The sequence below is a fragment of the Paraglaciecola sp. 25GB23A genome, from assembly GCF_040012495.1.
Classification (GTDB): domain Bacteria; phylum Pseudomonadota; class Gammaproteobacteria; order Enterobacterales; family Alteromonadaceae; genus Paraglaciecola.
This window is the reverse complement of record NZ_JBDYKM010000041.1, coordinates 1-13,977: the sequence shown is the minus strand read 5'-3', so window position 1 is coordinate 13,977 and position 13,977 is coordinate 1. Positions and strand designations below refer to the sequence as shown.

Below are 13,977 nucleotides of genomic sequence, written 5' to 3'. Positions count from 1 at the left end.
CACCTCTGTCTACTCGGCGCCACATGACATCGCCTTTACCATCTCCGTTAAAGTCACCACTACCACGTAACTCCCACTGAGGTGCATCGACGAAGTTGAGCACCTTGCGGGTTTTAATCGTCAAGCCATCCATCAGGTAGATAAAGTTTTGGCCAGTTATAGTATTGCGCCAGAAGATATCGGATTTACCGTCTGCGTCATAATCGCCCTGACCGGCCATCAACCAGCCATCGTCTTGTACCACATTGATCGGCGATGCTTGTTTGGTTTTTACCCCATTCATCGCCCAAAGGAAGTTCCAGCCTCTGGCGGTACTGCGCCACAGCAAATCAGATTTACCGTCGCCGTCAACATCGTGCTTGACCCTGAACGTTCTAGTGGGATCAAGAGGGAATGCATCATCGACATCTAATACACCGTCATTGTCATCATCGGTATCAGCTGCCATGCCAATGGATATACAAGCGGCATCGCATTGATCAGGTGCACCGTCGTTATCGGTATCTAATAAGTCCCCAATGGCAATCAACGGGTAAGCATCATTCACGTCGGGAATACCGTCTGCGTCAGTATCTACTGGGACAGTATCCGTCCCCCCCCAGTTGCCCGAGCCATAGCTCATAGTCCCCCAGTTGCCCGCATGAGCGGGCAGCGATGCAGCCAGTGCAATCAATAGCGCAATGCTTTTATTTAGCCTATTTATATTCATGACCATGTCCTAGTGAGAGGTACTGGCGATGACCAAGGCTTTAAGTTCAGCCATTTGAGACTTCTGTGCAGCTAATTCAGCTTCTAGTTTGGCTATTTTTGTGTCACTCGCTTCTTTCAGCATGAGATTCTCAGCACTGAGTTCCTGTACTGATTTAATAAGAGGCGCAATCAAGTCGTTGTAACGCACTGACATATAACCGTCATCCACCTGCTGGATCATGCCAGAGTCGCTAGCATGGTGTTTTTCAAGCACCGCTTTAAGCTCCTGAGCAATGATGCCTAGCTCAAGATCAGCTTCTTTATTGTTAATGCGATGATACTGAACAGGGTTTAAGTCATTGATAAAATCAAGACCAAGACGGGTAGTTTGGATATATTCCTTGAGGCGGATATCAGAGGTTGTTGTCAAGGGCACCTGCCCCTCAATAATGGTAACAGCTGTGTTCCCCAAGCGTATCTTGTTTGAGCGACTAACCTTGGCGTTGTAGCCGATTGCCGTTGCATTTGATAAATTAGCAGACATGACATCAGCCAACGCACCAATGGCGGTGTTACCGCCGCCCGTGCGGTTTTCATACAGCGCTTGATTACCAGTGGCGGTGTTGTTGCTGCCGGTCGAGTTAAAATTAAGCGCTGCATAACCGTTGGCGGCGTTGAAGCTGCCCGTTTGGTTGGAATAAAGTGCTTTATAGCCCTCTGCACTGTTGAAGCCGCCTGTTTCATTAGAATAAAGTGCTTGACGTCCACTGGCGGTGTTATTTAAGCCCTCGGTGTTAAAATATAGCGCTTCAACACCATTGGCGGTGTTGTAGCTGCCACTGGTGTTGAATAAAAGCGCTGACATGCCATTGGCGGTGTTAAATTCGCCCGTAATGTTGGAATAGAGTGCTTGATTGCCAGTGGCGGTGTTATGCATGCCTGTCGTGTTGGTATAAAGTGCGGCATAGCCATTAGCGGAGTTGAAGCTGCCCGTCGTGTTAGAATAAAGCGCTTTATACCCCCCTGCGGTATTAAAATCACCTGTATTATTCTGATAAAGTGCTTGACGGCCATTGGCGGTGTTATTCCTGCCCTCGGTGTTCAATACAAGCGCTTGACTGCCATTGGCGGTGTTGCCTTCGCCTGTGGAATTGCTCTGAAGCGCTTGATTGCCATTGGCAGTATTGTCGCTGCCAGTCGTGTTGAAATAAAGCGCTGAAAACCCGGTGGCAGTGTTCGCATTGCCGGTGGTGTTGAATGAAAGCGCCCTATAGCCAAAGGCTGAATTTTTTTCGCTGGCTACCGCCAAATTAAAACCGGCCTCATAACCAAATAAGGTGCTATATGACCCTTTATCATTATTAGACAGTGAGAGGAAAGGTGTGGTGAACTTACCGCCCTCCAGTGACCCAATGCGAAGGTCATTCTCATTGGACTCATCAGCTAGTGCCTTGAAATTTCCATTCACTTCAGTGGCGTCCGCCACCTGACCATTACTGAAAGTATGTGGGACAGTAAGCCCGTCTGCAGACGCTGCTGAAGAAGCTAAAACAAATAAACCAATAAAACCATAGGCAAGGTGCATGTAATGTATTCCTCATAAATGAAATGATGTTTTAAACAATGAGTTAGAAACGTGATGCTATAAAAACCATTCCAATAATAATGGATTTTCAAAGATTGAGTTTGCACACAACCCACAGATGTTTGCTTTTTACCCACACATTTTGCTAATAATTGAACAACTGCAATGAAATTGCTTAATTCAGCAAGTTTTGATGAAATTTGCAAATCCACATCATGATGATGTGAACAACTAAATTCAGTCAGCTTAGTTAAGCGACCATATCCAATTATGCATTAATCCGTGCAAAATCATTTGGACTGTGACAATCCCGAAAAAAACAATTTAGGGTTTTGTACGGTCAATTTTTTACTAAGTGCAGGCGAATAAACAATAGGGAAAAATAAGGACAAGAAAGTGCACCATCTTTTTAGCGCTTGCTTCTATAAACAGCTAATAATACCCCATCTTTACTGATTTATTACCATTGATGTCGACTATGAAAATATTGGCTAGGTTTTAAATAAAAGGCAGTCTCAATATTATCATCTGCTTAAAATAAAAAAGGCCAACTCATGTGACTGAGATGGCCTTTCATTTTAGTCTTACGTTTACTGTTGGATGGCGGTTATTTCGCCACTTTCCAACCGCTACCCACTGGCTTTAATACCCCTCTGGCTTTAATACTTAAGCCATCCATTAAGTGCACAATGTTTTGACTTGTCGCTTCATTACGCCATAAGAAGTCAGCTTTGCCGTCACCGTCATAATCACCTATGTTAGCAATTTGCCAGTTGGTATCGCCCACCGTATTGATTAACTGGCTGACTTTAACCGTACCGTTTTCCATTAAGTACGCCCAGTTACGCCCATCAACCTGATTACGCAGAATAATGTCATCCGTGCCATCACCGTCTAAGTCACCGGTACCTGCAATTATCCAATCTTTGTTGATGGCATTGAGGGTATAGCGACTGCCTATCTGGCCATCTTGCATTATCCAGATATAGTTGATACCCGTTAGCTTATTGCGCCAAATCACATCATCGGTACCATCACCATTAATATCGCCTGTCGCTGCGATTTCAAAGTTTAAGTCAGTCACCCATAACGAAGGCAAGCTAGTGCCTATTTTCAAACCATTCATCAGATAGAACCAGGTATCGCCCCTATCCACTCGGCGCCACAACACATCGCCTTTACCATCACCATTAAAATCACCACTGCCTTTGACTTCCCAAATAGGCGCAGTCACATAATTTAAAGTCGCGCGGACCTTAATGTTTTTACCGTCCATCAGGTAAATGAAGTTTTGCCCGGTGATGTTATTGCGCCATAAAATATCTGATTTACTGTCACCGTCATAATCTCCCTGACCCACCATGTCCCAACTCGCATCAGCCACCACATTAATCGGTGCGGTTAAACTGGTGGCAGTGCCATTCATCGCCCACAGGAAGTTCCAGCCCTTGTCGTAACTGCGCCACAATAAGTCAGATTTGCCGTCGTTATTGAGGTCGTTTCTGACCCGGTTTGTATTTTCTTGTGATTTAGTCGCATCCAGGGGATAAGCATCATTCACATCTAATACACCGTCATTGTCATCATCGGTGTCAGCCGCCATGCCAAGGAATGTACAAGCCGCATCACACTCATTAGGTGCACCGTCGTTATCGGTATCAACATAATCACCAATCGCAACCAACGGGTAAACATCATTATTATCAAGAACGCCGTCGTTGTCGTCATCAGGATCAATAGCGTCAGCAATGCCATCGCCATCATTGTCATTACTGCCTTGCTGTTGAAGCTCTACTGCACCTATATCGATGAACAATCCAGAGAGTCGCGGCAAACCTCGTTGATCAACAGAAGGTGTATTCTCTTGTGAAATTCCACTATTGATCAGCGGACTTCCTGTTAAAGGCAGCATAGTGTAAGTCTGGCCACCATTATCAGCTAAGGCTCCGAGCATAGGATCCACTGGATTAGCAGCGGTACCCACTAGCTCACCTTCAGCAAACCAGCTTGCAACCGTACTATTGTCACCAATCAGGTTATTACCTAAAACAATCACAGTCGACTCTGGGCTAGTATAAATATCAGGGCCAACATCTGCCGAATTTCCAGCTACAACTGTATTTTCTAGGCTGATAAACCATGGCTGACCGAGTTCATTAAAAATAGCTCCGCCCGTAAACGCCTGATTACCGGCAAGGGTGGAATTGACTATTGTCAATTTACCCGCATTATTGTAGATAGCGCCACCCACTCCGTAATACCCAAAGGAGCTATTATTGTGAAAAGTCGAATTAACCACCTTTAGTTCGCCTACATTAAAAATGGCTCCACCACCAAAATCAGCGGAATTATCATGCAGGATTGAGTTGAGTAGGGTCAAATTGCCACCATTATCTATCGCCCCACCAACCTCACCTTTACCACCGGTAATGGTCAGTGAATTAATCGTGACGTTTGCACCATATCGAATCCAAAACGCTCCACTGCGGGTATTGACTCCATCGGCGTCTATTGTGAGGCCATTGGCTAAATTAGACGCATCAATAATAAGGTTTTTATTAATCTCTAATCTACCGCTGCTCAGTACAATAGTCTGACCACTAAGGCTAGGATCGAAGTTGATAACAGATCCAGCCGGTGCTTGAACGATCATTTCACGCAACGAACCCGGACCACTATCTTCAACTGACAATACCGGTGAACTAAGTGAAATAACCAGTGTGGCTTTTTTTGTCCCAAACGGGTTAGTTGCACTTAGTTCTATATTGTATGCCCTAGCGAAAGTTACCAAGCCAGAAATAAGCCCAGATATGGGGTCCAAGCTCAATCCCTCTGGCAAGCCGGTGGCAGTATAAGTTGTCGCTCCATGACTGCTCACCAAGATCTGGTATTCAAAATTCGAACCCTTAAATGCCAAAGCACTTAGGTCAGAAATAATTACCGGTGGTGCTATTGCGTACACTGCAACCAGTCGACTGTCGTCATTTTTAAACACTGTTGCAATACGATTTGTTGGATCACTGCCGTAATCCTGACCATTCTCGGTCCACTTAGAAAAGGTATATGCGCCGAAACTTTGCTCAGCCGTAATCTCCACTGCGGAGGGACTTGTATTATAGATCCTTAAAATATCGCCCAGCCCATCACCACGTTGGTTTCTATCCAGCTCATCAACCGAGAATAACGGCGAGAGTTTCTCTCCCGCATCAGTGCGAGCCACAATGCCAAGCTCCTTGACATTGGCCACTCTAATCGCTCGGTCAAAAGTAACCCGTAAGGTAATATCAGTGATCAGTACTGGGGGCTTATCATGGCCTAATCTAAATTGCTCTTGTCCGTTCGCCCCTTCACGGTGAATGCTCAAATCTGCCCAGACAGATGGCCGTGAGTAAAGCAATTGCTGACTAGCATCAAGACCCGGAACCAATGACATTAGCAGCGAATCAGTTGCTGCCGTGGGTGGTGTAGGAGAAATGATATTGTCTATTGGCTCGTATTGGCTCTTCCACGTAATAGGATTACGGGTACCACTATTGTAATGGCGGAATTGAAATACGTTACCGTCTTTTTTCAAGTTTGAAATGCCTGAATGTTCTATGGTCAGTTGAACATAAGATGGTGAGCCATAAGCGCTGCCACTGACCAGCTCTGTCGTCATACCATTATTGACCACCTCAAGATTAACTATTCGTAAATTCTCTTCCCCAGGCAAAAACAAACCTTCCTCGTACAAGTTCAAGTTAAGTTTTTCGCCGCGGTTCAGGGTGTCGAGTTGTTGTGCTTTTAATTTAAACGAACGAGACCCACCGGGAATAGACGGAGAACTATTATAATCGGTGAGTATGCTTGCTGTGGTACTAGCAATTAGGTCACGGTAGACACCTTTGATAAGATCTCGTTGCCCATCCGTTAGGGTTTCGCCAACGTTTTCACCGTGGGCACCCGCTACCACTTCAAGGATTTTATTAAACATAGTCTCCAAATTTAAGGTGCCGGTATAAGCTTTGACTAGTCGGTATTCGTAGGCTTTGGCCATGTAATAGTGATACTTAAGCAAACGATCGAAGGCCCGGCGCTCCATGTCTTTTAAGTATGAATTGACTCGTGAGTCAATCACATTGATTTGTGAGCCAGTAGTGACATCCAAGGCATCAATTGCCAATATATTACGCGTTATCAAACTTGACAGCCTTGCAATATTACGGGTAGTAGTGGCCATTTTGGAGGCGAATACCCCTTTGTCTTTAATCAACTGGCTGATGTCGTCAACTAAGGCTTTGTATTCCGGATTACTTTGACGCAACTTGTTCAGCTCAGCTTCAATCTCTGATTGAGGAGCTTTGGACTTCTCTAAAGTGGCGTTAATCCCTTTGATGCCGTTCGACAAGGCCAAGGCCCCTGTACTTAGACTTTGTAAATTTCGCAGGCGCTCAGTCTTATTATCGAGGGCCGCAATATCCACACTATTATTCTGTGCTTGTTGAGCCGCGGCGGCTTCTTGAATGCCAGAATCGGCATAGCTATTAGCAATTCCAGCCGCACCAATGATGGTATCCCATGGCGACTCGGGGTCAAAATCACCTGCCAAATTAAGGGCGCCACCCGCCGCGCCCAAGGCCGGTTGATAAACCGGAACCATTTCACAAATGGTACCGGCTACTTTCAACGCAATTCGGAGGCCAACTTCCCAATCTGACGGCTTGGTATTCTCTTTTGCTTGGAGCTTTAGTTCATTGTCTTTGGCTTGTAACTCAAGCTGCAAATTTCTCACTCTGACTAAGATAGCGTCAGACTCGACGGTAAAGTCATCCAAAGCCGTCAGGGCAAACCCATAATCAACTTTAGCGGTGTCGATTTCCGCGGCCAAACCTGCACGTGCCGTTGCCAGCGCTTTAATGGTCAATGCAGCGTTGTCCTGCTTGGCGGTGATCCATTTCGCTAAGTAAACCATGTCTAAGCTGCGATCAATTTCTTGATCAAACGCTCCCAACGCGACTTCAAAACTGAGCATTGGCACCCAACCATTAGGGTTACCAAAATAGTCCTGGCCATTGGCTATTTGCTGCAGCAGAAGCTGCATTTCGTCATACATCTGACTTAATTCGAAGCGGGTCATAGCAGATATCCCATCCGCATTCCAGGCTATAGAGTCAAGACGGTAGTTTTCAATGATGGTGGAGTAGTCAGTTAATACATTTCTGGCACTGGCAATTCTATTTTGTAAATAGTCGTCTTTCACATCATTGAGAATTTGACGGAGTAATTGCGGGTGCAACCAACGGTAGTGGTCTGCAATAGAGGCAAACTGACCGGAGTCGCCATTGTTACTATACGGTACAGGAAAGTTTTTGCCAGCCTTGCTGTCATTACTACCATCTTCCCGCAAATGGACAGTACACGCACCACTGGTCCAAGTTTCTATGTGCTTCGCTTTCTCCGGGATACCTGCAGCCCCCCCTACCGTCAAAGTAATGCTGCTACTGCGATCCGTTGCTGGAGCACTTCCGATAGCGCCCGCAGCACCACCTGTATATTTAAAAGATTCAAGCACACTTGATATTTGTAATCTACCACCCTTCCCGCCATTGCCAGGAATCCCCGCTGGTAAAGCATCAGAGCCATCAGTTGGCCACGCTTCTACGCCCCTTACAATACTGCCATCATTGTTCTTCCACCGTGTCACAAAATACCCAGCTGGCGGGGTGTAATAGGCATAATCCCACTCGCAATAAAAGCCACCATCACGTGATGCCTTATGCACAGCAGAACTTTTGTAAGCCAGGACAGTCCCACTAACTCCATGTTTTCCTCTGCCAGCATCCTGGCCCTTACCGCCTACCAAGTTAAAATTAACAGTTGACGAATTATTTATATATGTCTCAGCCCAGACAGTAACAGAGCCAGCATTCAAGCCAGCTGCTCCTATGGCTTTCAGATATCCAGATAATTCTGTGGCTGGGGCTCTGATGGATTTTTCTGCTGGCGTGGTAATGATTTGACCGTTGCCTTCGAAACGTACTTCTCGCGCGTTGATGGTGAGGTCGGTGCCTTTTAAGTGCCAAGGACTGCGGATGACCAATGTTTCGGCCATGATTTCCATGGATTTGTTGTCGGGTCTATCGTTGTAATAGTTATACAGGCCATTTGCATGGCCGTCCTCGATGACCAACTCTCCGGCGCTAATAAGGCTAACGGCATAAGTAAAACGCGACTCATAGTTAAAGTCTTCTTCTAGGACGCTTCGACGGTTAAGTTTGATAACAACATCACCAGACGCGTCATTAGACAATTGGTTGCGCTCTTCGGTACCAAATACCGTGACTTCAGCAACCCTGCTAGTTGAATCACCACTATTTTCTTGGGCGCTAAGGCCTGTACTAATAAAGCCTAATGTACTGAGCAAAAGCATTAAGGTAAAACGAATAAGGCTGAATTCATTTTGCTTAAGCTTAATTCTACTCACAGAATTCCTGCTAATTATTACCTTCAATTACCTTACTCCAGATATCGATATATAAAATTAGTGTTGCCGTTTCTAAAGTAAAGGGGAAATATCCCTCAAGAGTAAAATAGCAATTCACGTTATTTGTCATGAAAAATCAGCATTAAATTAACTTATTAATATAAAGGAAAGTTCAAATTGATGTTTGTCCTGAGCCCACAAATGTTTGCACTTTTCGGTCAAACAATAGAATTAAGCTTATCAATACCCCATCTTTACTGATTTATTACCATTGATGTCGACTATGAAAATATTGGCTAGGTTTTAAATAAAAGGCAGTCTCAATATTATCATCTGCTTAAAATAAAAAAGGCCAACTCATGTGACTGAGATGGCCTTTCATTTTAGTCTTACGTTTACTGTTGGATGGCGGTTATTTCGCCACTTTCCAACCGCTACCCACTGGCTTTAATACCCCTCTGGCTTTAATACTTAAGCCATCCATTAAGTGCACAATGTTTTGACTTGTCGCTTCATTACGCCATAAGAAGTCAGCTTTGCCGTCACCGTCATAATCACCTATGTTAGCAATTTGCCAGTTGGTATCGCCCACCGTATTGATTAACTGGCTGACTTTAACCGTACCGTTTTCCATTAAGTACGCCCAGTTACGCCCATCAACCTGATTACGCAGAATAATGTCATCCGTGCCATCACCGTCTAAGTCACCGGTACCTGCAATTATCCAATCTTTGTTGATGGCATTGAGGGTATAGCGACTGCCTATCTGGCCATCTTGCATTATCCAGATATAGTTGATACCCGTTAGCTTATTGCGCCAAATCACATCATCGGTACCATCACCATTAATATCGCCTGTCGCTGCGATTTCAAAGTTTAAGTCAGTCACCCATAACGAAGGCAAGCTAGTGCCTATTTTCAAACCATTCATCAGATAGAACCAGGTATCGCCCCTATCCACTCGGCGCCACAACACATCGCCTTTACCATCACCATTAAAATCACCACTGCCTTTGACTTCCCAAATAGGCGCAGTCACATAATTTAAAGTCGCGCGGACCTTAATGTTTTTACCGTCCATCAGGTAAATGAAGTTTTGCCCGGTGATGTTATTGCGCCATAAAATATCTGATTTACTGTCACCGTCATAATCTCCCTGACCCACCATGTCCCAACTCGCATCAGCCACCACATTAATCGGTGCGGTTAAACTGGTGGCAGTGCCATTCATCGCCCACAGGAAGTTCCAGCCCTTGTCGTAACTGCGCCACAATAAGTCAGATTTGCCGTCGTTATTGAGGTCGTTTCTGACCCGGTTTGTATTTTCTTGTGATTTAGTCGCATCCAGGGGATAAGCATCATTCACATCTAATACACCGTCATTGTCATCATCGGTGTCAGCCGCCATGCCAAGGAATGTACAAGCCGCATCACACTCATTAGGTGCACCGTCGTTATCGGTATCCAGTAAGTCGCCAATGGCCACTAATGGATAGGCATCATCCGCATCGGCAATACCGTCGTTGTCAGTATCGTTGCTATTAGCCTTGGTGCCGATGTTAAACTCTTCTATATTAGTTAAGCCATCTCCATCCTTATCAAGTTGAGCATCATCAATTAAGCCATTTAGCTGATTTTCTACTTCATATTTATCTAGCATCCCATCACCATCCGTATCAACGAGAGTGGGGTTGGTGCCATGAGTTACAACTTCATCAAAATCAGAGAGGCCATCGCCATCGGTGTCAGTAAGCAATGGGTCGGTATAATAAATATTAACCTCATCGCCATCTAACAAGTGATCGCCATCACTATCAGGGTTGTTCAGGTCTGTCCCCTTTGCTAACTCGTCTTTATTAATTAGGCCATCAGCGTCGTTATCTAAAGTGGAGCCAGCATCAATAAAAGCACCATATAGAAATTCACCAACGAAAGTCATGGCATCGGGTGCATTGATTTCTGAGTTGCCGATATCAACATGAAACAACATGGAGTCTTTTGAATAAACGGCCAAATCTATTGCAGCAGTAATGTCTGCAAAATCTTCGTGCTGAGTGAGCAATGTAAAAGGTGTTATGTTTTGGTAGACAGAATAAATATGGGAAGTGAAATCGTAAACGACAGTGTCATTTGCCTGAACGTCCAAGTCCCGTGTTAGCCAGAAAGCTTCGCGTGATGAGTACTTAGTGCCATCTGGCGTGGTAAAGCTGTCTTGTTCAGAAATATTGAGAAATGTTGTGCCAGACATTACCAGCCTGCTGGCCATCACATCGTCAGGCGCAAATAATAGCAGAATAAATCCGACAATTAACGCGCTCTGCATGTGGCGTAATAATAACATTGGCATACTACTCGGAGTCGATAACTTATTGATTACTATTTGCTACCATAATTCCAGCATGTTTCTGCAGGCGTTCCCAATGTTCCATCAGGTTTTAGAGGCGTATACTTCATGCAGGCCGAACTAAAGTTAAGCGAGATATTTTCAGTTAACCTGTCCTCACCACCGCTACCTCCGTTTGAAACCGTGCTAACAGTGACATCGGACATGGTGATTATCATGTATTCTAAAGGTACCTTACCACCGGCTTTTCTTACGGTTAATGTGGCATCCTTAGCGACCTGGCCAGTTAGCAATAAATCGTAAAGTGGGGGGGAAGCCGAGTCTGTATATTTGGTTATAACTATTGGACGTACAATCGGATTGGCAGGGTCTTTGGACTGGCTCAGTTGCCAGCTCCAGGCCAGTACATCGATCTCATTTGCGTGACTAGAGTCAATTGATTCACCTTGTATATCCCCCACTTTTAGGAACATATCAATCGCCGCATAAGAACTTGAGTGAATCGTAGCAAGCGCAGAAAAGGCCAGTGGGAGAACATAAGTAGGTAGGCGTTTCATGGTGAGGAGTCCTTAGGTTTTTTAATCTTGTTGCAAATATATAATTGGCAAATCATACTCTGAAAAGATTATGAAGGCCCAGTATTTTGGTTGCAATATAAACATAAGCTACGGCAGATTAATGACTAGAGCTATTAAATGCCATGAGAAATACGCTAGCTAAAATTCCCATAGACCGCTACAAAAAAAAATCGACGACTTTAAGTATGAAACAAGAACCCATCGAAAGAGCACTTGCACTGCACCAAGCAGGCAAAACGTTAAAAGCACGTGCCGCCTATCAGAAGGTATTGAAAAAAAATCCGAACGATGTCGATGGATTGCACTTTTTCGGCATCCTCAATTTTCAACAAGGTAATACAGACAGAGCGATCGAGCTTATTAAACGTTCACTCTCGGTTAAACCGGATTATCCTGACGCACAAAATAATCTCGGAAATATCTATCTCAAACTTGGTCGACTGGACGAGGCTCAACGCTGCTATCAGGAGACATTGCGACTGGCACCAAACAGGATCGAAACCAACAACAACCTCGGTGTCCTGTTAAGGCATATTAAAGACTACCCAGCTTCGATCATACACCTAAAAAAAGCGATTGAACTGAAATCTGACTGGGCCGATGCCCATTACAATCTTGCCAATACTTTCGCTGCATCAGGCACAGCAGATGATGCCATGCGTCATTACCGCGCTGCGATCAAACTTGAACCTAGATATTCCATGGCGCTCAAAGGCCTTGGAACCATGTTATACCATCTTGGTAGAATTGATGAGGCCATCATATTTTATCAAGACTGGCTAGAACTTGAACCCGATAACCTAATCGTAAAACACATGCTAGCCGCGTGTTCTGGAAAAGATATTCCGCATCGCGCATCGAGCGGATACATAAAAGAGACCTTTGACAACTTCGCCAGCAGCTTCGATAGTAAGCTCGAACATCTTGAGTACAAAGCACCACAATTAATTACCGAAGCAATCGACTCACATATAACTGAAGTTAACGGTACATTAAACATACTCGACGCAGGCTGTGGTACCGGTCTATGTGGGCCATTATTAAAACCCTTAGCGAGAACACTTTACGGTGTTGACCTGTCACCTAAGATGCTCAACCTTGCGAAAGAGCGACGCTGTTATGACGATCTTGTATGTGAGGATCTTGTTACTTATATCAACAGGCATACCGACAAGTTTGACATCATTGTTTCTGCAGATACCCTAATTTATTTTGGGGAGCTCAAGGACGTTCTTAACGCAGTAGCAAGAGCACTAAAACCTGATGGTTTATTTGTATTCAGTCTAGAGAAACTCACCGATGAATTAACACCTCTAGAATACAAACTAGAAGTCCATGGCCGCTACACCCACACGCAATCTTATATTGAAAAAAACATAAAAGAAGCAAATCTAATACTTGTGTCTCTTGAGCAGGCAGTATTGCGCAAAGAACTTGAAAAGCAAGTTAACGGCTGGATTGTGACTGCGAAAAAACACGCGTAAGTAATAAAAGGGGCAGCGTCAATTTAAATGACGCTAGGCCTTATAATTGGACCTGTTTTTAGATTTTTTAATAAAAAAATATTGTTGGGAAAAAGCAAGTTTGTAAGGTATCTAAATGTTTTTTTTCAGCAGCTCAGGTCAATAATCAGCTAGGCGCTGAGATAAGTATCACCAATTTTCATCGGCCAAAAATTGTCATCAAATGGAAAGGGCACAATATCTGAAAATTTATGAGTACGAGGTAAAACAATAGTACCGCCAATACGTACAATTAAATCATTGGCAGTATCAATGGACTCATCGATAACTTTTATAGCGGATTCAACACCATAGCCGAAGGGATCGAGATATGCCTTCCCGTCAATAATCCGACCTGGGATAGCTTTAGAGGCGGCTAATGTCTTTTTGGTAACCGCCACACCGACGAGAATGTCTAATTTACTCATTAAAAAAGTTATTGTCTGAAATATTTGAAGGGATTCGCAAGCGTTGTTTTTGCTATTTAGTCCTAGTCGATTAGCAAGCAACAAATAAACAATAGGGAAACCAGCACTTTAAAGTGCATCATCTGTTGGCCGCCCTTACTTAAAACCGCTACTGATAATGACACCTTAACGAATATAAAAAAGGCCAACTCATATGACTGAGATGACCTTTCATTTTATTCTTAAGTTTACTTTATTGGTTGGCGGTTATTTCGCCAACTGCCAAGTGTTATCTGTTGGTCTCAGGACACCTTTGCCTTTGACTGTCAGACCATCCATTAAGTGCACTAGATTGCGTGCAGCAGGTATATTGCGCCACAATATGTCTGTCTTACCATCGCCGTCATA

Annotated in this window: 7 protein-coding genes; 1 reads left to right on the top strand and 6 read right to left on the bottom strand. The window is 44.3% G+C overall.

The window, feature by feature from the left end:
* The 5 genes from ABKW31_RS22215 to ABKW31_RS22195 all read right to left on the bottom strand — a co-directional run.
* On the bottom strand, positions 1-709 hold a 709-nt coding region (locus ABKW31_RS22215), incomplete at its 3' end, for a VCBS repeat-containing protein (protein ID WP_348618903.1).
* Positions 710-718: 9 nt separating this feature from the next.
* Complete coding sequence (locus ABKW31_RS22210) at positions 719-2,275, bottom strand: tail fiber domain-containing protein (RefSeq protein WP_348618902.1); 1,557 nt, start codon at positions 2,273-2,275, stop codon at positions 719-721.
* Between the two features lie 607 nt (positions 2,276-2,882).
* Positions 2,883-8,738, bottom strand: a complete 5,856-nt coding sequence (locus tag ABKW31_RS22205) for a choice-of-anchor Q domain-containing protein (RefSeq protein WP_348618901.1) — start codon at positions 8,736-8,738, stop codon at positions 2,883-2,885.
* Between the two features lie 412 nt (positions 8,739-9,150).
* Positions 9,151-11,079: an FG-GAP-like repeat-containing protein gene (locus ABKW31_RS22200; protein WP_348618900.1), complete on the bottom strand. Its 1,929-nt coding sequence runs from the start codon at positions 11,077-11,079 to the stop codon at positions 9,151-9,153.
* A gap of 35 nt (positions 11,080-11,114) precedes the next feature.
* Positions 11,115-11,639: a type VI secretion system tube protein Hcp gene (locus ABKW31_RS22195; RefSeq protein WP_348618899.1), complete on the bottom strand. Its 525-nt coding sequence runs from the start codon at positions 11,637-11,639 to the stop codon at positions 11,115-11,117.
* A gap of 206 nt (positions 11,640-11,845) precedes the next feature.
* Between ABKW31_RS22195 and ABKW31_RS22190 the strand changes: the two genes are divergently transcribed.
* Complete coding sequence (locus tag ABKW31_RS22190; protein WP_348618898.1) at positions 11,846-13,144, top strand: tetratricopeptide repeat protein; 1,299 nt, start codon at positions 11,846-11,848, stop codon at positions 13,142-13,144.
* Between the two features lie 149 nt (positions 13,145-13,293).
* On the opposite strand, the gene ABKW31_RS22185 is transcribed toward ABKW31_RS22190, so the two are convergent.
* On the bottom strand, positions 13,294-13,590 hold the full coding sequence (locus ABKW31_RS22185; RefSeq protein WP_348618897.1) for a hypothetical protein: 297 nt from the start codon (positions 13,588-13,590) through the stop codon (positions 13,294-13,296).
* Between the last annotated feature and the right edge of the window lie 387 nt (positions 13,591-13,977).